This is a genomic window from Oscillospiraceae bacterium (assembly GCA_035353335.1).
In the GTDB taxonomy this organism is placed as follows: domain Bacteria; phylum Bacillota; class Clostridia; order Oscillospirales; family JAKOTC01; genus DAOPZJ01.
Genome location: DAOPZJ010000030.1, coordinates 12,650 through 31,924 on the forward strand (window position 1 = coordinate 12,650; position 19,275 = coordinate 31,924).

17 protein-coding genes are annotated in these 19,275 nt (G+C 47.8%); 16 read left to right on the plus strand and 1 reads right to left on the minus strand.

All coding sequences use genetic code 11. From position 1 onward, the window contains the following. Nucleotides 1–3: 3 nt before the first annotated feature. The 10 genes from PKH29_07625 to PKH29_07670 are packed head-to-tail and all read left to right on the plus strand — an operon-like array spanning nucleotide 4 to nucleotide 11,814. Nucleotides 4–1,314 carry a nucleotide sugar dehydrogenase gene (locus tag PKH29_07625; GenBank protein ID HNX14709.1) on the plus strand — a complete coding sequence of 437 codons (1,311 nt, stop codon included), beginning with the start codon at nucleotides 4–6 and terminating at the stop codon, nucleotides 1,312–1,314. 2 nt (nucleotides 1,315–1,316) lie between these two features. After that, complete coding sequence (locus tag PKH29_07630; protein ID HNX14710.1) at nucleotides 1,317–3,701, plus strand: galactokinase family protein; 2,385 nt, start codon at nucleotides 1,317–1,319, stop codon at nucleotides 3,699–3,701. Between the two features lie 8 nt (nucleotides 3,702–3,709). Then, the gene (locus PKH29_07635; protein HNX14711.1) at nucleotides 3,710–4,687 is read left to right on the plus strand and encodes an SDR family oxidoreductase; all 978 of its coding nucleotides are present in this window, start codon (nucleotides 3,710–3,712) and stop codon (nucleotides 4,685–4,687) included. Next, a complete protein-coding gene (locus PKH29_07640) occupies nucleotides 4,687–5,760 on the plus strand; it encodes a polysaccharide biosynthesis protein (protein HNX14712.1) in 1,074 nt (357 codons plus the stop codon). The genes PKH29_07635 and PKH29_07640 overlap by 1 nt, the downstream gene beginning before the upstream one ends. After that, nucleotides 5,757–6,899 carry a capsular polysaccharide biosynthesis protein CapF gene (locus PKH29_07645; GenBank protein ID HNX14713.1) on the plus strand — a complete coding sequence of 381 codons (1,143 nt, stop codon included), beginning with the start codon at nucleotides 5,757–5,759 and terminating at the stop codon, nucleotides 6,897–6,899. Before PKH29_07640 ends, PKH29_07645 begins: the two co-directional genes overlap by 4 nt. A gap of 1 nt (nucleotide 6,900) precedes the next feature. Next, complete coding sequence (locus tag PKH29_07650) at nucleotides 6,901–7,449, plus strand: DapH/DapD/GlmU-related protein (GenBank protein HNX14714.1); 549 nt, start codon at nucleotides 6,901–6,903, stop codon at nucleotides 7,447–7,449. 10 nt (nucleotides 7,450–7,459) lie between these two features. Further along, complete coding sequence (wecB, locus tag PKH29_07655; protein ID HNX14715.1) at nucleotides 7,460–8,599, plus strand: UDP-N-acetylglucosamine 2-epimerase (non-hydrolyzing); 1,140 nt, start codon at nucleotides 7,460–7,462, stop codon at nucleotides 8,597–8,599. Beyond that, complete coding sequence (locus PKH29_07660) at nucleotides 8,596–9,768, plus strand: galactokinase family protein (protein ID HNX14716.1); 1,173 nt, start codon at nucleotides 8,596–8,598, stop codon at nucleotides 9,766–9,768. The genes wecB and PKH29_07660 overlap by 4 nt, the downstream gene beginning before the upstream one ends. Nucleotides 9,769–9,783: 15 nt before the next feature. Further along, entirely contained in the window at nucleotides 9,784–10,797 is a 1,014-nt protein-coding gene (locus PKH29_07665) for an NAD-dependent epimerase/dehydratase family protein (GenBank protein HNX14717.1), read from the plus strand. A 36-nt stretch (nucleotides 10,798–10,833) separates the two neighbouring features. Continuing rightward, nucleotides 10,834–11,814, plus strand: coding sequence for an acyltransferase family protein (locus PKH29_07670; protein HNX14718.1), 981 nt, complete (start codon nucleotides 10,834–10,836; stop codon nucleotides 11,812–11,814). A gap of 61 nt (nucleotides 11,815–11,875) precedes the next feature. On the opposite strand, the gene PKH29_07675 is transcribed toward PKH29_07670, so the two are convergent. Then, a complete protein-coding gene (locus PKH29_07675; GenBank protein HNX14719.1) occupies nucleotides 11,876–12,643 on the minus strand; it encodes a DeoR/GlpR family DNA-binding transcription regulator in 768 nt (255 codons plus the stop codon). Between the two features lie 285 nt (nucleotides 12,644–12,928). Here PKH29_07675 and PKH29_07680 point away from each other — a divergent pair, with 285 nt between their 5' ends. From PKH29_07680 to PKH29_07705, 6 genes are all read left to right on the plus strand, one after another. Next, nucleotides 12,929–14,353 (plus strand): FGGY family carbohydrate kinase, encoded by a 1,425-nt coding sequence (locus tag PKH29_07680; GenBank protein HNX14720.1) that lies wholly within the window; start codon nucleotides 12,929–12,931, stop codon nucleotides 14,351–14,353. Further along, nucleotides 14,346–15,695: a hypothetical protein gene (locus tag PKH29_07685; protein ID HNX14721.1), complete on the plus strand. Its 1,350-nt coding sequence runs from the start codon at nucleotides 14,346–14,348 to the stop codon at nucleotides 15,693–15,695. The genes PKH29_07680 and PKH29_07685 overlap by 8 nt, the downstream gene beginning before the upstream one ends. A 42-nt stretch (nucleotides 15,696–15,737) precedes the next feature. Then, complete coding sequence (locus PKH29_07690) at nucleotides 15,738–16,364, plus strand: YjbQ family protein (protein HNX14722.1); 627 nt, start codon at nucleotides 15,738–15,740, stop codon at nucleotides 16,362–16,364. Between the two features lie 7 nt (nucleotides 16,365–16,371). Continuing rightward, entirely contained in the window at nucleotides 16,372–16,995 is a 624-nt protein-coding gene (locus PKH29_07695; GenBank protein HNX14723.1) for an SIS domain-containing protein, read from the plus strand. Continuing rightward, nucleotides 16,979–17,680 carry a triose-phosphate isomerase gene (locus PKH29_07700; GenBank protein ID HNX14724.1) on the plus strand — a complete coding sequence of 234 codons (702 nt, stop codon included), beginning with the start codon at nucleotides 16,979–16,981 and terminating at the stop codon, nucleotides 17,678–17,680. Before PKH29_07695 ends, PKH29_07700 begins: the two co-directional genes overlap by 17 nt. An 85-nt stretch (nucleotides 17,681–17,765) precedes the next feature. Continuing rightward, nucleotides 17,766–19,268 carry a hypothetical protein gene (locus tag PKH29_07705; GenBank protein HNX14725.1) on the plus strand — a complete coding sequence of 501 codons (1,503 nt, stop codon included), beginning with the start codon at nucleotides 17,766–17,768 and terminating at the stop codon, nucleotides 19,266–19,268. Nucleotides 19,269–19,275 lie beyond the last annotated feature (7 nt).

Here is a 19,275-nt window from a genome sequence, read left to right on the forward strand (position 1 = left end):
AATATGAAAATATACAATGATCTGATCAACAAAAATACATGCCTTTCCCTTGTAGGTCTCGGCTATGTTGGTCTGCCAATAGCTGTTGCATTTTCAAAAAAGGTCAAGGTAATCGGTTTCGATTTGAACGCTAAAAAAATCGAGCTTTATAAATCCGGATTCGACCCGACAAAAGAAGTCGGTGATGATGCAATAAAAAATTGTTCCGTTGAATTTACATTTGACGAAACGTGTCTACGTGAAGCAAAATTCCATATAGTCGCAGTTCCCACTCCGGTTTATAGCGACCATACGCCGGATCTAACCCCTGTTGAGAGCGCGAGTCGCATACTTGGCAGAAATCTTACTACCGGCAGCGTTGTTGTTTTTGAATCTACAGTTTATCCGGGAGTAACAGAAGAAATCTGTGTCCCAATTCTTGAAAAAGAATCGGGGTTGAAATGCGGCGTGGATTTCAAGGTGGGTTACTCTCCCGAAAGAATCAATCCGGGCGATAAGGAGCACCGTCTCGAAAATATCATTAAAATCGTCTCAGGTATGGATGAAGAAACGCTTGATTTCATTGCGAATGTTTATGAACTTGTCGTCAAAGCCGGAGTTCATCGCGCTTCTTCTATTAAAGTCGCGGAAGCTGCAAAAGTTATTGAAAATAGTCAACGCGACATTAATATCGCTTTTATGAACGAGTTGTCCATTATTTTTAATAAAATGGATATCGATACAAAATCCGTGCTTGAAGCCGCCAGAACAAAGTGGAATTTTTTAAAATTTTACCCTGGTCTGGTGGGCGGTCACTGTATTGGTGTAGACCCATATTATCTTACATATAAAGCCGAAATGCTGGGATATCACAGTCAAGTGATTTTAGCAGGGCGCCGCATTAATGATAATATGGGTAAATACATTACGGAGAACATCGTGAAAGATTTAATAAAAACTGAAAAGCCTGTAAAAAACGCAAAAGTCGCCATTTTAGGATTTACATTTAAAGAAAACTGCCCTGATACACGAAACAGTAAAGTTTTTGACATTGTTCAAGAGTTACGTGAATATGGCATTGATCCTATTATAGCTGATCCTAACGCAGATGCTGTCGAGGCAAAGCATCTGTATGGTTTAGAATTTGTCGATTTAAGTTCAATCAATAGCATGGATGCTGTCGTTATCGCAGTCGCCCATACCGAGTTTAAGCAATTACATATCAGCGACGTGGACAAGTTTTTTGGCGAGGGAAGAAAAATCTTTTTTGATATAAAAGGCATTTTCAACCGTCAGGAATATGAATCGGCCGGATACTGTTATTGGAGATTATGAGTATGGAGCGTGCAGCGATTATCTTATGTGCCGGTAATGGCACCCGAATGAATGACGATAAAAAGAACAAGGTCTGTTTTAATTGCGCCGGCATACCGGTCATACGCAGAATTATCACCAATATGCGTGAGGGCGGTATCACTCATTTCGTCATTGTCGTCGGTCATAATGCCCAAAGCGTCATGGATTGTTTGGATGGCGTTGATGGCATAATATATGCTTATCAACGGCAGCAGCTTGGTACCGGTCATGCAGCATTGTGCGGTTTAAAAGCGCTTGAGACAATTGGGTATTCAGGCGCTGCAATCATATCAATGGGAGATAAAATCATCTCATCTCGGGTTGTTTCCGATTTATTAAGACACGCTGAAGCCGCAAAAGCGGTCTGGAGTGTTCAACCGATTTCTGCCAACCTAAACGGCGGGCGTGTGATTACAGAAAAGGGAAAACCGTATGGCGTCGTCGAGTTTGCCGATGCCGCAATGATGGCGCTTTCGGATATACCGCAAGATCAATGGGCAACAAAGCTTGAATCGCTCGGTTTAAACAGCAAAAAGGCCGCTGTGGTTTTAAAAAAAGCTGCTCAGCAAAAGCCCGAGGGTTTGAAACTATTGAACGGAAAAACTTTTACAACACAGGAAATACTCGCGATCCCTTATGCCAATGCAGGACTTTATTGTTTAAATGTCCAATCGGCCATTTCTGCAATATCTGCCTGTAATTCATCAAACATTCAAGGCGAAATATATCTTACAGATACGCTTGAGTACTTTGCTCAACGAGATGAAGTGAAACTATACGAAGTTACAAATCCCGATGAAATGCTTACTTACAGCACCAAACCGGAACTTCGCAAAATGAGTGAGCACTTCATGCGTAAAGCATCGCAGTTTATTTCCGATATTGAAAACGGCGCACTTGATTCATTTTTTTTCGAGCTATACAGAGAGAATTCTTTTGAACAAAAGAAACGTTATTTAAATCTCATAAAATACTTTATATTAAAATACGGTGATAAGAATGTCGTTCTGACAAGAGCGCCCGGCAGAGTCAATTTGATGGGGCGCCATATCGACCACAGAGGCGGCGGAATCAATGTCATGACCATCGACCGTGATACCGTATTCATAGCTTCTCCCCGAGAAGATGACACGATCAATTTATCGAATTTTGATACCGCATATCCCGACCGCTCATTTTCTATCGGTGCTTGTCTTTCGATGGCCGAACATAACAATTGGCTTGACTATCTCACCGCAGAACCTGTCACAGCTGATTTGAAGAAAAATGCCGGTGATTGGGCGAATTATGTGAAAGCTGCTGCGCTTCGTTTTCAACTTTCAAATGATATGACACTCTGCGGTATGGATATAGCGGCTTACGGCAATATTCCTGTCGCTGCTGGACTTTCCTCCTCTTCGAGCGTTGTTGTCGCAACCGCTGAAGCCATTGTCGCACTAAATAGTCTCAATATAACCGACCGAGAATTTATTGATTTATGCGGCGAAGGCGAGTGGTTTGTCGGGTCAAGAGGTGGCGCAGGTGACCATGCAGCTATGAAATGCAGTCAGCGCGATCGGATTACGCACCTTGAGTTTAAACCATTCAAGGTTGGCGTTTCTGTACCTTTTTCAAATCAATATGCCATCATCGTCGCAGACAGCATGACCCAAGCAAAAAAGTCAGAAGGCAGCCGGGATATATTTAATGCAAAAGTTGCAACATATGAGTTTGCTTTTATGTTGCTTAAGCGTTCATATCCCGAATATGATCTGCGTGAGTTCAGAGATATTGCAAAAATCAAACCCACATCAAAGGTCTCTAAAATGCTCTTGATGCTCCCTGAAAAAGCGACTCGTAGCCAAATTTCGCAAATGTTACCCGAATATGAAAACCGTATACACCAAATATATGCCAACCACTCTGACCCAGGTGAGTACGACCTTCGCGGTGTTGCTCTTTATGGTGTTTCCGAATGTGCCCGATCTGAAAAATGCATTGAAGCATTCGAAAGCGGGAATTATACCCTACTTGGTCAAATGATGAAAATCAGTCATGACGGCGATAGGATAAAGCAGGCACCAGTAAGTGATGAAATACTAGCATCACTCGCGGATGGCAATGCTGAACTTTATCTTCAACCCGGCGCATATGGTTGTTCAACGGAGCGCATTGACGGTTTATGTGATCTTTTAAACCGGACTCCCGGTGTTTATGGAAGTCAAATCATCGGTGCAGGTCTTGGGGGATGCGTCATTGCTCTTGTGAAAAAAGAAGAAGCAGATAAAATTCTTGACATTATTCGACATGAATATTATACTAAAAATGGCTATGAATTCTCAGCGAATACTTATCTGCCTTCGTCAGGCTCTGCTGTTTTGTTTTAGGAGGAAATATGGGATATAAACACTTAAAATTTCCTGAAAATTCAATATTTTTGGTGACAGGCGGAGCAGGATTTATTGGTTCCAACCTGTGCGAAGCTCTTTTAAATATGGGTTATCAAGTTCGTTGCCTTGATGACCTCTCAACAGGCAGACAAGCGAACGTAGATATTTTTATCGGTAACCCGAATTATACGTTCCTAAAAGGGGATGTTAAAGATTTTGACACCTGTATAAAAGCCGCTCGAGGAGTTGATTATGTCCTACATCAAGCCGCTTGGGGAAGCGTCCCCCGCTCTATCGAGATGCCTTTGTTTTACTGTGCGAATAATATAACGGGAACTCTTAATATGTTAGAAGCAAGCCGCCAAAATGGTATAAAGAAATTCGTATATGCATCAAGCTCATCTGTTTACGGCGATGAACCGAACCTTCCTAAGACCGAAGGCAGGGAGGGTAATTTACTCTCCCCATATGCCCTGACAAAACGCTGTGACGAGGAATGGGCCATGCAGTATACAATGCACTACGGTCTTAATACATACGGTTTGCGTTATTTCAATGTGTTCGGTCGCAGACAGGATCCGAACGGTGCATATGCCGCAGTCATTCCAAAGTTTATCAAGCAACTTATGAATAATGAGTGCCCTACTATTAATGGCGACGGCAAGCAAAGCCGCGATTTTACTTATATTGAAAACGTGGTTGAAGCAAACCTTAAGGCCTGTTTTGCGCCGCATGAAGCCGCCGGTCAGTCATTCAACATCGCCTATGGTGATCAGGAATATCTCATTGATATCTATAATAGTTTGACTAAAGTTCTCGGTAAAAATATACAACCCATTTTCGGCCCTGATCGCAAGGGCGACATCAAACACTCAAACGCTGATATTTCAAAAGCAAGGAATCTCCTTGGCTATGACCCTGATTACAGTTTCTCGAAAGGTCTGAACGAAGCGATTTCATGGTATAAGGAGAATTTGACATAATGTCTATTTTCATTAATAATACTCTTATGATCACCGGTGGCACCGGTTCTTTCGGAAACGCCGTTTTGAACCGCTTTCTCGCCACCGACATCGGCGAAATCCGTATCTTTTCCCGGGATGAGAAGAAACAGGACGACATGCGGCATGAGTTTCAAGTGAAAATGCCGGAGGTTTCGGACAAAATCAAATTCTTTATCGGAGATGTGCGCGACCTTGCTTCTGTAAAAAACGCCATGCACGGAGTGGATTATATTTTTCACGCAGCCGCGCTGAAACAGGTACCGTCCTGCGAATTTTTTCCGCTCGAGGCTGTCAAGACCAATGTGCTCGGCACCGACAACGTGTTGACCGCCGCTATCGAAGAGGGCGTCAAGACTGTTATCTGCCTGTCAACTGATAAAGCCGCCTATCCCGTCAACGCCATGGGGACAAGCAAGGCGATGATGGAAAAAGTGATTGTCGCAAAATCCCGGACAGTTTCACCGGACAGGACTAAAATCTGCTGCACGCGTTACGGTAACGTCATGTGCAGCCGTGGTTCAGTCATTCCGCTCTGGATTGATCAGATCAATGCCGGTATGCCCATCACGGTCACCGAACCGAATATGACCCGTTTTATCATGTCGCTCGAAGAAGCGGTCGAGCTTGTATTGTTCGCCTTTACAAACGGTGTCTCGGGTGATATTCTGGTACAAAAGGCACCCGCATGCACAATCGGGGTACTTGCACAAGCTGTAAAAGAACTATTCGATCCGGAAAACAAGATAGAGGTCAAGACCATCGGCATCCGCCACGGGGAAAAAATGTTTGAAACACTTCTGACCAATGAGGAGTGTGCCCAAGCAATAGATCTTGGCGACTTTTTCCGCGTTCCCTGCGACAAGCGGGATTTAAATTATGATAAATATTTCAAAGACGGTGATACCAGCCGTAATACGCTCAGCGAATTTGATTCCGGCAACACACAGCTTTTAACGGTTGAACAAGTCAAGGACAAGCTTTTAACACTTCAATACATACGCGATGAACTCATAAGGCGAGAAAAAGCACTTCATAACGGAGGCACACAATGAACATCCTCATTACGGGGGCACGCGGTTTTATCGGTAAAAATTTATGCGCGGCGTTAAAAAACATCAGAGACGGCAAGGATAAATCGTTCGGCATGAATCCGGATATTCATCTGCTGGAATTTGATTTGGAAACCGATCCTGCTTTGTTGAATAATTATTGCAAAGATGCCGATTTCATCTTTCATCTTGCGGGGGTTAACCGTCCAACAGACAAGTCCGAATTCATGACCGGCAATTTCGGCTTTACCTCATTGCTGCTTGATACTCTCAAAAAGTATCAAAACACCTGCCCGGTGATGATCTCTTCTTCCATCCAAGCTGAATTGGATAATCCCTACGGACAGAGCAAAAAGGCCGGAGAGGATCTGATGTTTGCCTATTCGCGGGAAACAGGCGCAAAAGTGCTTGTCTACCGATTCCCCAACGTATTCGGAAAATGGTGCAAGCCCAACTACAACAGCGCTGTGGCGACCTTTTGCTACAATATCGCAAACGACTTACCGATCACAGTCAACGACCGGAGCGTTATGATGACGCTGGTCTACATTGACGACGTGATCACGGAGCTCATTTGTGCTTTAGACGGCCATGAAAACTGCAGCGGTGAATATTGCAAAGTGTCAACAGAACATAAAATCAAACTTGGGGAAATTGCCGATCTGATTTATGAATTTAAAGCAAGCCGTGATCATAAAAGCATTCCCGATATGTCCGACGAATTTACAAAAAAGCTGTACGCAACGTATCTCTCTTATCTGCCGACAGACAAATTCAGTTATCTTTTAAATCCGAACATAGACAGCCGGGGCAGCTTTACGGAAATATTGCGTACCTCCGACCGGGGGCAGTTTTCTGTCAATATCTCGAAACCCGGCATTACAAAGGGCAACCACTGGCACAATACCAAAAATGAAAAGTTCCTTGTCGTCAGCGGAAAAGGCGTGATTCGGTTCAGAAAAATTGACACCGCCGAAGTTTATGAGTATTATGTAAACGGCGGCAAACCGGAAGCAGTTGATATACCGACCGGATATACACACAACATCGAAAACCTCGGCGACACCGATATGGTGACTTTTATGTGGGCCAGCGAGTGTTTTGACCCGGACAAACCGGACACTTTTTATGAGGAAGTGTAAAATGAATTTGCAAACTCTGTTTGGGATTATAAAGAACAGGTTATACCGTGTGATAAAAGGGCCTGTTAAGTACGCAAAAAAAATAGGAGTCAACGTCAAAGGTAATCTTTATATCTACGGAAGAGTCAGCTGGAGCACCGAACCGTGGATTATTTCAATCGGTGATAACGTACATATCACTGACGGAGTTAAATTTATCACACATGACGGGGGCACCTTGTTATATAGAAGATTGATTCCGGATTTGGAAATCACGAAACCGATAACCGTCGGTGACTCTGTGTATATCGGTAACAATGTGATTATTTTACCCGGTGTTACCATCGGTAATAATGTTGTGATAGGAGCCGGAGCAGTCGTAACCAAAAACATCCCGGACAATTCCGTCGCAGTCGGCGTTCCCGCAAGAGTTATCAAGACGGCTGATGAATATCTTGAAAAGCTGAAACGTGAATCGCTGCATTTGGGCCATTTAGTCGGTCGCGAAAAGGACGCCGAATTAAAAAAAATTTATCATTACGAAGGCAAATCAAAAGGAATATATTGGTGATGTAGTAATTATGTTAAAATTAATGACGATTGTCGGAACCAGACCGGAAATCATCCGGCTCTCTGCGGTGATCAAAAAATGCGACCTCTATTTCGGGCAAACCCTCGTCCATACCGGCCAGAATTACGATTATGAGCTCAATCAGATTTTCTTTGAAGACCTCGGCCTTCGATCGCCCGACTTCTATCTGGATTCGGTCGGCAAAAATCTGGGAGAGACCATCGGCAATATCATTGCGAAATCTTATACGCTGATGGCTGAACAAAAGCCGGATGCGCTGTTGATTCTCGGAGACACCAACTCGTGCCTTTCCGCAATTTCCGCAAAGCGGCTGCATATTCCGATTTTTCATATGGAAGCGGGCAACCGCTGCTTCGATGAGTGCCTCCCCGAGGAAACAAACCGCCGCATTGTCGACCACATCTCCGACGTCAATCTTTGTTACAGCGAGCATGCGCGTCGTTATTTGAACGCCGAGGGCACCGCCAAAGAACGCACTTATGTCGTTGGTTCCCCGATGGCAGAAGTGCTGAGCGCCGGTCTTGACAAAATCAAGGCCTCCGACGTCCTCTCCCGGCTTGGGCTCGAGCCGAAAAAATATATCCTGCTTTCCGCGCACCGCGAAGAAAACATCGACACGGAACAAAACTTTTACAGCTTGATGAACGCGATCAACGCGCTGGCCGAAAAATATGATATGCCGGTCCTTTATTCCTGCCACCCCAGAAGCGCTAAATTCATTGAACAGCGTCATTTTAAATTCGATAAACGGGTCATTCAAAATAAGCCGCTCGGTTTTAGTGATTATAACAATCTGCAGATGAACGCTTTTGCGGTCGTCTCGGACTCCGGCACCCTGCCCGAGGAGAGCAGCTATTTTCTGTCGGTCGGTTCGCCGTTTCCCGCCGTGAGCGTCCGTACCTCCACCGAGCGTCCCGAAGCACTGGACAAAGGAAATTTCATCATCGCGGGCATCACTGCCGAACAAGTTTTGCAAGCGGTCGATACGGCGGTCGAAATGAACCGAAACAGCGATTGCGGCATCCCGGTTCCGGATTACACCGACGAAAACGTGAGCAATAAAGTCGTCAAAATCATTCAGTCCTATACGGGAATTGTCAATAAAACGGTGTGGAGAAAATTTGAATGAACTGTATCGACACTTTCGCGGGCATCTATCATCATGAGCCGGCCGGTGTGGCTTTCTGCCCCTACCGCGTCTGCCCGATCGGAGCGCACATTGACCACCAATACGGAAAAGTCACCGGTTTTGCCATCGACAAGGGGATACATATCGCCTATGGGCCGAAACAAAACGGCGTGATTGAGCTTGCCTCGCTGAACTTTCAAAAACGCGCGCAGTTTCACGTGCGGGAAGTCCCGAAAGAAAAACAAGGCGACTGGGCGGATTATCTGCGCGGCGCGGCCAGGGTGCTCAGCCAATCCCATCCGCTTTCCGTCGGGCTTTGCGGCGTCATCGAAGGCGGCCTTCCGATCGGCGGGCTTTCCTCCTCCGCTGCCGTCACGATTGCCTTTTTGTCAGCGCTTTGCAAAGTGAACAACATCCGCCTTACCGCGAATGAGTTGATTCATACCGCGCTTGACGCCGAAAACAATTACGTCGGCGTTTCCTGCGGGAAACTCGACCAGTCTTGCGAGATCTACTGCCGAAAAGACCATCTGTTATATCTGGATACCAAATACGACAGTTTCGAGCTCATCCCCGCGAGTTCTGTGATGAAACCCTTTGAAATCGCCGTTTTCTTTTCCGGGATTGAGCGCACACTGGTCGGCTCGAAATTCAATATGCGGGTCGATGAATGCAAATCCGCCGCTTATGCGCTGATGGCTTATGCCGGGATGGAATACGGCAAATTCGAAGAAGCCCGGCTGAGAAACGTCCCATTCGAAGTATTTGAGCAATATCGGGACAAACTCCCCGAAAACTGGAGAAAACGCGCGGAGCATTTTTACTCGGAATTCGAACGCGTGGAACGCGGCGCCGAGGCCTGGCGAAAAGGCGACGTCGAAGCGTTCGGCCGGCTGTCTTTCGAAAGCGGGCGAAGCTCCGTAGAAAAATATGAAACCGGCTCCCCGGAGTTGAAAACTTTATTTGAGATCATGCTGAAGACCGACGGGATTTTTGGCGGGCGTTTTTCGGGCGCGGGCTTCAAGGGCTGCTGCATGGCGCTGATCGACCCCTCATTTGAAGAGAAAATCAAAGAACAGGTGTCGGCTGAATATCTGAAAGTTTTCCCAGGTCTGAATGAAAAGTATTCCGTGCATTTCTGCAAAACGACGGACGGCATCCGATTTTAGCCGGAGGAATCGAAAATGAGTATTTTGACGCCGGATACCAAAATCCTGATCACCGGAGCAGCCGGTTTTATCGGAATGCATTTGACAAAAAAATTGCTTGAGACAGGATACGCAGTCACCGGAATCGACAACCTCAACGATTATTACGACGTGAAGCTGAAACTGGACCGCCTCGATCTGTTGAAGCCGTTCGGGCGTTTTCGTTTTATAAAAATGGATTTGGCGGACAAAGATGCGGTTTTAAATCTGTTTTCCGATAATCGGTTTGAGATTGTCGTCAATCTTGCCGCTCAGGCGGGCGTCCGATATTCCATCACAAACCCGGACGCCTATCTCAGCAGCAACATCATCGGTTTTATGAACGTTCTGGAGGCCTGCAGGGCCTGTCCGGTCTTGCATCTGGTCTATGCCTCAAGCTCCTCGGTTTACGGCAGCAATCAAAAAGTCCCCTACTCTGTCGACGACAAAACGGACGCTCCTGTCAGCTTATACGCGGCGACCAAAAAGTCGAATGAACTGATGGCGCATGCCTATTCAAAACTCTATCGGATTCCGTCCACTGGACTGCGCTTTTTCACGGTATACGGGCCTATGGGCCGCCCCGATATGGCTTATTTCAAGTTTACCGACCGGATGGTGAAAGGCGAAAAAATTCAAATTTATAATTTCGGTGAGATGCAGCGCGATTTCACCTATATCGACGACATAGTGACGGGCATCATCAATGTCATGAAAAAACCGCCGGCGGAACCCGCAGACGGCGCTCCCTATAAAATTTACAACATCGGAAATAACAGACCGGAGAACTTGCTGCGCTTCGTTGAGATTCTTGAAAAATGCCTAGCGGATGAGGGAATCATCGCGGGGCCCGCGCAGAAAGAACTGCTTCCGATGCAGCCGGGCGACGTCGTCCGGACTTTCGCGGATGTGGATGACCTCATCCGCGATTTCGGATTTAAACCGAATACCCCGCTTGAAGAGGGTTTGAAACGGTTTGTCAGGTGGTATAAAGAATATAATCATCTGTGAAAATCCTTACTATTTATTTTTCATAAGAGGGAAATTGTGAACGATACGGAAAACATTCAGAAGGAACGGACTGCTTATTTTGACAATGCAAAACTTTTCTTAATTTTTTTAGTAGTTTTCGGCCATCTGTTGGAATACCTGTTAAAAAATAGAATACTACTCGCAATTTATGATTTCATTTATCTTTTTCACATTCCGGCGTTTGTTTTAATCGCAGGATTTTTCTCGAAAAATACGTCAACCATATGGAAAAAAATTCTCAAATACTCCGTTTTTTATTTTGTGTTTTCTTTTTATTATTTACTTTCTTTTCAAACCGCAACCCCTTTCCTGATAAATCCATATTGGGTAATGTGGTATTTGTTGAGCTTAATTTCATGGAACCTTCTTCTGAAATTATTTAAGCATATAAAATTTGCGATTCCGATCGCTTTTCTGATAGGGATCGCCGCGGGGTATATTAATGGTATCGGTAATATTTTAGCATTGTCGCGCACTCTGGTGTTCTTCCCTTTTTTCTTAATAGGTTATTATTTGAACACGGATTTATTTAAAATTATTAATATAAAGACAAAAATTATAGCTTTTTTAATACTTACAGCGATTTTTTATTTAGTTTATTTTTATCAAATATCGCCTGAATGGCTTTACGGAAGCTTAAGTTACTTCAAACTCGGCGTGTCTGAATGGTATGCAGGCACAGTCAGGTTGTATCTCTATATTTTATCGGCCTTGTCTTGCCTATGCGTTTTGATTTTAATCCCTGAAAAGAGATTTAAAATTACAAAAATGGGAGAAAACACAATTTACGTCTATTTGCTTCATGGAATATTTGTGATTCTTGTCAGTAGTCTTGTTGTGTTCCAAAAGTTCTCTGTTTTGACACAATTAATAATCTCGATTTGCGTTTCGGTTTTATTAATTATTATACTTTCGAGCAAACCGATTAAGAAAACAATCGATTATATTATTGAGTTTTTAATGGATATTTTAATAAGATGCAAAAGTAAACATTGATATTTTTCTATGCTATTCTCTCTGTAAACTACCGATCAAAAACACACCCGGCCAAATTTGGTCAGATATCGATTATTTTTATTCCCATCAAATTCAATTTGTCAAGAAGTTCGGTGTTTTCGGTATGATTGGTGACAATCATATCGGCTGATGTAACCGGCGCGATTTTCGCAAATGTGCTGCGCCCGAGTTTTGAACTGTCGGCAGCGATAATCACCGTCTCGCTGTTCTCTATCATCGCGCGGACAAGTTCGGCTTCGCTTGAGTAGTATAAGGTAAGTCCCGACAGAGGATCAATGCCGTCGACAGACAGAATCGATTTAACAGTATGGTACCGGAGGAGCTGCGAGACGGCATCGGCCCCGTAGGTAAATTGATATTTGCTGTCGATCTGCCCGCCGAGGAGTATAACGCTCATGTTCTGGTAAGATGCCGCCTCGGCCGCATTGGCAATTGAGTTTGTGATAATGCTGATGTTTTTTTTGTCGCGCAGCGCGCGGAGCACATATGTAAGCGTAGTGCCCGCATTGAGAAGCAGGGTGTCGTTGTCGTCGATAATTCGGGAAATCGCTTCGGCTATCGCTTTCTTCTGGGCGGAGTTTGACATGTATCTTTCGGTGATATCCATGTCGATATACAGTTTATCAAGACCTACCGCGCCGCCGTGGTTGCGCCGGCACTGCCCCCCGGCCTCAAGCGTCTCCAGATCGCCGCGTATGGTCACCTCCGACGTGTTAAAAAGGCGCGCAAGTTCCCTGACTCTGACACTGCCTTCTTTTCGGATAATTTCAGTTATTTTGTCGCGTCTTTCCTCAGCTGTTCCCGCCATACCGCCCTCCGATGACTTTTTTTATTTTACCTATTGTTATTATAGTATATTTACACCCCAAAATGCAATAACCGGAAATTTCGCGGCAAGACACTTCGAACTTTCCGAATACGCCAAAACGCCCTGCCCGTTTGTATAAGACGTCGAAAGCGGGATCGGCCCGTAAAAGAGATTGACAGTGATAACCGTTTGTGGTATAATACAGTCGTCATTTTCGATAGTCAAACGAAAGAATTACGAAAGGGAAAACGAAACCAAGTTATTAAATTTAAGGGAAGCGAATCGATGAACTTTCTTGGCATAGATCTCGGCACCACCTCGGTCAAAGCTGCTGTGTTCGATGAAAAGGGACAACGGCTTGCGCTCCGTTCAATCAATTATGCGCTCGACACAAGCATCCCCGGTTTTATCGAATTTCAGGCCGAGCGGTATGTCAGCATCTGCCGCGAACTGATTGACACGCTTGCGTCCGAGTACCGGATAACAGCGCTCGCCGTCGATTCTCAGGGAGAGACGCTGATCCTGACCGACGGGGAGGGAAAGCCGCTCTGCCCTTCGGTCAACTGGATGGACACAAGAGCAGCTGATGAAGCGAAATTGATCGAAGAAAAATTCGGGCGGCAGCGGGTATACGAAACCACCGGCCAACCCGAGATCACAGGCGGGTGGCCGGCGTCGAAACTTCTCTGGTTCAAAAATCACCGTCCCGAAACCTGGGCGAAAACCGAAAAGATTTTTCTGCTCGAAGACTGGGTTTTATTTAACCTCTGCGGCATGTTCGTCAGTGAACCGACGCTTCAGTCTTCCTCTCTCTATTTTGATATACGCAATAAACGCTGGTGGGAGGAAATGCTTGATTTTATCGGCATCTCATCCGTTCGGTTGCCCGAAATCGTCCCAAGCGGCACTTGCGTCGGGGAATATAACGGGATTCAGGTCGTTACCGGCGCACTCGACCAGATTGCGGGTTCCCTCGGAGCCGGCGTTTCATCTCCCGGAGAGATCAGCGAGATGACCGGCACGATTATGGCTGTCTGCGTCCCCTGCTGTGACATTCCGGAGTATAATCCGAAGAGTATAATCCCGTGTCATCTTTACGCGACAGACGGAATGTACTGCCGCCTTCTCTGGTCATCTACCGCCGGAGCGGCGCTCAGGTGGTTCAAAGACAACTTTTTGCCTGATGAGAGATTTTCAACGCTTGACGAACTGGCGGAAAAAATCCCGCCGGGCTGCGACGGACTCACATTTCTTCCCCACCTCACCGGTTCTTCGATGCCAGTCTGGAATCCGGACGCCAAAGGCTGCTTTTACGGGATCACACTGGCGCATACAAGATCGCATTTTGTCCGCGCGATACTTGAATCGGTGGCCTATATCCTGAAAAATGATCTGGACTATATCGGATTTGACGGCTTAAGCGAACTCCGCATCACCGGCGGCGGCGCTTACAGTAATTTATGGCCGCAGATTAAAGCTGACGTCACAGGTTATCGGCTCTCGACCCTTACCGAGACCGAATGCGCCTGTCTCGGCTCGGCGATGCTTGCGGGGCTCGGCGCGGGCGCATATCCGTCTCTTCGCGAAGCGGCGGCAGCCTCCGTTCGGATAAATCGTGTGTTTGAACCGTCCGGAGCCGATTACAGAGAGGCTTACCGGAGATACCTCGATTTGGATGCAAAACTTACAAGGAGGAAGATGAATGGTTAAAGCTGCGTTTTTGGGTTTCGGAGAAGTAAACACCCCTGTTGATGTCATAATCCGCAAGTGTTCAGCCGCAGAGCTCGAACTCAAAGCCGAGGGCGTAGAAATGGTTTCATGCCTGCCGATATCCGACGATTATGAGGAAAAAGGAATTGCGAAAGCTCTGGCTGCGCTCGAAGGTCAGAAATTCGATTCGCTCGTGATCTGCGTTGCCGGCTGGATCCCGTCGCATGCGGTAATCAAGATAACCGAACGTTACAGGTATCTGCCGATGGTGCTCTGGGGCCTTTCCGGCTGGTACGAAGGCGACCGTCTCATTACCACCGCCGATCAGGCAGGGACGACGGCGCTGCGTTCCGCTTTTGAAGGGCTCGGATATCAATTTGCTTTTTATTACAATATTGTCGGGCTGCCTTCCGCAGCGCCGCGTGTCGCCTCGTTCTGCCGGGCGGCGTCGGCATACGCGGAGCTCAGAAGCGCAAAAGCCGGTATGGCCGGTTACCGCGACATGCAGCTTTACGGCACGCTTTACGACGGACTGTCACTCAAAAGGAAAACGGGTATAGAAATTGAGACCTTTGAGCTTCTCGAAGTCGAGCAGAAGTATCAAAAAATCACCGCCGCCCAAAAGCAAGATATCATTCAAAACCGCATTTGCAAATGGCATTTTCTCTCACCGGCGAAGGAAGAATCGCTCATGAAGGCGGCGGGATATTATCTTGCGGTGAAAACGATTGCCGAAGAAAGGAACTACTCCGCAATTTCGCTCAAGGATGTCGACGGCTTCAAGAAGCTGCTTGGCTACCCGCCCGCCCCGGTTTTTATGCTTCTCGGCGAGGACGGATATACAACAATCCCCGAAAATGACTCTCTCGGCTGCGTCACCCAGATGATACTGAAAGCACTGACCGGCCAGACGGCTGCGTACCTTGAATTTTATGAGTTCTTTTCTGACCGCGTTCTCGCCGGTGTGCCGGACTTCGTTCCGTCGGGTGTCGTGGAGGGTGAGGTAACCGTAATGCCCGCTGCTTTCGGCGAGCTGTCTGAGGGAATTCTCAACGTCTCAAAAGTCAAGACGGGGGCTGTCACACTGTCACGCCTCATCTTTGCGGGCGGGAAATATAAAATGCAGCTGCTCTGCGGAAAAGGCGTCACACCCCGCAAATGGGAGGAATGCGGCTGGGCCCAGCCGGCCCCGCAGCTCCCGGGACTTGAAATCATCCTTGCCGACGTCCCCGCCTTCGCGCAAAAGGTCGCCAGCCAGCATTACATCATCACACACGGCGACAACCGCCGCGCCGTACGCGATCTCTGCGGCATCATGGATATCGAGATTGAGGAAATATAGATGCCTAAAAAACGATTATAACTTTTCAGGGAGGACATAAAAATGGAATTCAAAGTTTATCAGAAAGAACTCGAACTTCAGTCACGCGGCTGGATACCCACTTTTCACGATATTTCGCGCGAGGTTACTGAAATCGTGAAAATGTCGGGAATAAAAAACGGCACTGTCACTGTCGCCTCGCATCACACCACCTGCTCGGTCATGATTCAGGAGTGCTCGCATGACATCGACTCGTTTGACATTGAATATCTTCAGCACGACCTTTTGGATATCATGCGCAAGCTGGTTCCCGACTTCCGCGAAGAGCATCAATACCGCCACCCCGGCCCGATTCACGCGCAGTTCGGCAGATATGTAAACGAGCCGGGTGACTTTACGAGCATGAACACCGACGGACATCTTCGCTCGGTTTTCTTCGGCCGCAGCGAGACGCTGACAATCAAAGACGGCGTGCTCGACGGCGGCGAATTTGCCCATATTTACTTCATTGACTGGGACCAGGTCAGAGCGCGTCACAGGCAAGTCAACGTCACGGTCATGGGAACGACCGAGGACGTCGGCGACCGCAAATGGAATGACGGCGAGACAATCGATACCTTACACAAATTCACCCCAGAAGAAAAAGAATATGATCCGCACTACGACCTTCAGCTGAAGGACAGAACCTGATCCGATTATGAGAGAGTCCGCATATGAGGCTGCCCGCAATTCGATAAAAAAGGAAGCCGAAACGATTTTTGAGCTGCTTGATTATCTTGACCGGGAAACATTCGAAAGAGCCGCAGAGCTGATTTGCGCCGCACCCCGCATCGTAACTTCAGGCTGCGGAAACTCGGGAATTGCTGCAAAGAAATTCGCCCATTGTCTTTGCTGTATCGAAAAAAGCGCGATTTTCATGCCGACCGGTGAAGCGGTGCACGGCGGCATGGGATTTCTCAAAACCGGCGACGCACTCATTCTGGTCTCGCGCGGCGGAAAGACCGCAGAGCTACTGCCGATGGCAGAGATCGCGAGAAAAAAAGGCGCTTTCGTAATAACAATCACCGAGAACGCCGCATCTCCGCTCGCCAAAGGCTCCGACGTTGTGCTGCTGCTCAAAAATATTGAAGAAAGCGACCCGACCGGGCTCATGGCAACCTCGAGTTTCATGGCTCCGGCTGCTCTGTTCGACGCGATCTTGTCGGCGCTGATTGTCGAAACCGGCTATTCCGGCGACAGATTCGGGCTGATTCACCCCGGAGGAGCAGTCGGGGAAATGCTGAGTACCGATAAGGAAAAAAACCATGCTGAAAAATTATAAAATAAGTACTCCCTTTTTCGAGTTCGGGCCGAAAGCGTATCTATACGGTGACAGGCTGCTTTTGCTTGCGAAACAACTCGATCAACTCGCGCATAAATACGACATGGACATCATCCTCGACCCTCAGACGACAGACCTTCGACTGATCGCCGGGAACACCTCGGAAAAAATTCACGTTTATGCGCAGCACATGGACGCAATCAAGCCGGGACGGGGAATGGGCACGATCTTGCCCGAAGCGGTAAAAGCAACCGGTGCCAAAGGCGTTATGCTCAATCACGCCGAACATAAACTGACGCTGCCTGAAATTGAAGCCGCGATAAAACGTGCGGACGAAGCAGGACTTGCCACAATGGTCTGTGCCGACACCGAGGCTGAAATCCGCGCCGTCGCAAAGCTTGAGCCGAACATCATCGTCGCCGAGCCGAGCGAGCTGATCGGAACCGGAATCGCGGTGGGGCACGAGTATGTTGAGGCCTGTATTAACCTTGTCGCGGAAATTAATCCCGAAATCCTCGTGTTTCCGTCGGCAGGAATTGCATGCGGCCGGGACTGCTATAACATCATCCGGGACGGCGCCGTTGCCTCGGGTTCGAGCAGCGGAATCTGCCGCGCCGCCGATCCTGCTGCGATGGCCGAGGAAATGATTTCGGCGGTGCGAAGAGCGTGGGATGAGTTTCATTAATTATCAATATGGATCAGCTTCCGTTTGAGTAAAGATGCCGCCTGCGGCGGACGATTAAGGGTAAGCCCGGAAAAGATAAGGAGATATGGACAGAATGAAACTCGGCTGGGCGGAGGAGGATATCACTCCGAAGAAGAAAATCCGTCTGATGGGGGAATTTTATGAGAGAATCTCGCAGTATGTCGAGACTCCCATTTCGGTGACGGCACTTGCGCTCGAGTGTTCGGGAGAACAGGCCGTCTTTTGCTCCTGTGACCTCGTAGCCATTTACGAGCCGCTTTTACTCGCCGTGAGAGAAAAGCTCACTAAGTCAGGCGCGGCCGGTCTCGGTCTTGATATCGGGAAAGTAATGCTGAACGCCATCCACACCCATACCTCCTACACTTACGTCCAAGAGGACTCGGGGTCCGGCTCGGCTCTGTCGGTTCTCCATAGCCTCGTCCCGCGGATGAAAGACGATTATAAGCCGCTTGTCGATGCGGATGAGCGTGAAATTATGCAGCCGGATGAAGCTCTCGGCTTTATCTCGGACCGCATAACCGAAGCGGTGCTCCGCGCCTGGCGCGAGAGGAAGCCCGGATATTTTGCATGCGGTTTCGGCCGCGTTCCCATTGCCCACTGCCGCCGTGCGGTGTACGATGACGGTTCGGCCCTTATGTGGGGCGATACAAACACGCCGAATTTCACGGAACTTGAGTCGGGCAGCGACACCGGTCTGGAGTTGATGTTTACTTTCGACGAAGAAAAAAAGCTGACCGGCATCGTTGCCAACACCGCCTGCCCGGCGCAGGTGCTCGAGCACCGTAGTTTCGTCAGCTCCGATTTTTGGGGCAAAACAAAAGCCCTGCTGCGCAATCAGTACGGCAAGGACATAAACCTGCTGGCTTTCGTCGGAGCCGCCGGCGACCAGTGCCCGCGTGACCTCATCCGCTGGGTGGAACCGAATACACCGGTAAGCGATCCGAATATCATCCGAAACAACCCGCCGTCCCGGCGTGCCGACCCTTCCATGTTCGATATTCCGGGCTGTCAGAAGGTTGCGAAACGTTTGTACAATGAAATCGTCTCGGTATACGGGGAGCTTGATTTTTCAACGCTTACCGGGGAGACGGTTTTCCGGCATCATGCCGAGAAAGTGTCCCTGCCGCTGCGCCGTGTGACTGTTGATGAATATAAAAAAGCTCTCCGCGTCATTGACGATTTTACCAAGGCTGCATCGGACTTCGATTACCGCTCAAATGCGGCGCTGCATGTATATGCCGGAACAATAGTCAGGTACAGGTATCAGCAGAACCATGATTTTTATGACACCGAAATGCACTTTCTGCGCCTCGGCAGCGCGGCATTCGTGTCATTCCCGTTTGAACTGTTTCTTGATTACGGGAATAAAATCCGCGCCATGAGCCCGGGCGAACAAACTTTCCTCATTGAGCTTTCCTGCGGTTGCGGAGGATACCTGCCGACAGCCCGCGCCGAGCGCGGCAGCCATTACAGCGCCTATGTCTCAAGCGGCAACGTCGGACACGAGGGCGGCGATATTCTCGTCAGAAAAGCCGTCGAAACCTTAAGGGAACTCTGGTGTGAATAAACAATAA

Excerpts from the sequence above, each read along its gene's own strand:
- PKH29_07625 (HNX14709.1), top strand. The coding sequence starts at position 4 with ATGAAAATATACAATGATCTGATCAACAAAAATACATGCCTTTCCCTT.
- PKH29_07630 (HNX14710.1), top strand. The coding sequence starts at position 1,317 with ATGGAGCGTGCAGCGATTATCTTATGTGCCGGTAATGGCACCCGAATG.
- PKH29_07635 (HNX14711.1), top strand. The coding sequence starts at position 3,710 with ATGGGATATAAACACTTAAAATTTCCTGAAAATTCAATATTTTTGGTG.
- PKH29_07640 (HNX14712.1), top strand. The coding sequence starts at position 4,687 with ATGTCTATTTTCATTAATAATACTCTTATGATCACCGGTGGCACCGGT.
- PKH29_07645 (HNX14713.1), top strand. The coding sequence starts at position 5,757 with ATGAACATCCTCATTACGGGGGCACGCGGTTTTATCGGTAAAAATTTA.
- PKH29_07650 (HNX14714.1), top strand. The coding sequence starts at position 6,901 with ATGAATTTGCAAACTCTGTTTGGGATTATAAAGAACAGGTTATACCGT.
- wecB (HNX14715.1), top strand. The coding sequence starts at position 7,460 with ATGTTAAAATTAATGACGATTGTCGGAACCAGACCGGAAATCATCCGG.
- PKH29_07660 (HNX14716.1), top strand. The coding sequence starts at position 8,596 with ATGAACTGTATCGACACTTTCGCGGGCATCTATCATCATGAGCCGGCC.
- PKH29_07665 (HNX14717.1), top strand. The coding sequence starts at position 9,784 with ATGAGTATTTTGACGCCGGATACCAAAATCCTGATCACCGGAGCAGCC.
- PKH29_07675 (HNX14719.1), bottom strand. The coding sequence starts at position 12,643 with ATGGCGGGAACAGCTGAGGAAAGACGCGACAAAATAACTGAAATTATC.
- PKH29_07680 (HNX14720.1), top strand. The coding sequence starts at position 12,929 with ATGAACTTTCTTGGCATAGATCTCGGCACCACCTCGGTCAAAGCTGCT.
- PKH29_07685 (HNX14721.1), top strand. The coding sequence starts at position 14,346 with ATGGTTAAAGCTGCGTTTTTGGGTTTCGGAGAAGTAAACACCCCTGTT.
- PKH29_07690 (HNX14722.1), top strand. The coding sequence starts at position 15,738 with ATGGAATTCAAAGTTTATCAGAAAGAACTCGAACTTCAGTCACGCGGC.
- PKH29_07695 (HNX14723.1), top strand. The coding sequence starts at position 16,372 with ATGAGAGAGTCCGCATATGAGGCTGCCCGCAATTCGATAAAAAAGGAA.
- PKH29_07700 (HNX14724.1), top strand. The coding sequence starts at position 16,979 with ATGCTGAAAAATTATAAAATAAGTACTCCCTTTTTCGAGTTCGGGCCG.
- PKH29_07705 (HNX14725.1), top strand. The coding sequence starts at position 17,766 with ATGGACAGAATGAAACTCGGCTGGGCGGAGGAGGATATCACTCCGAAG.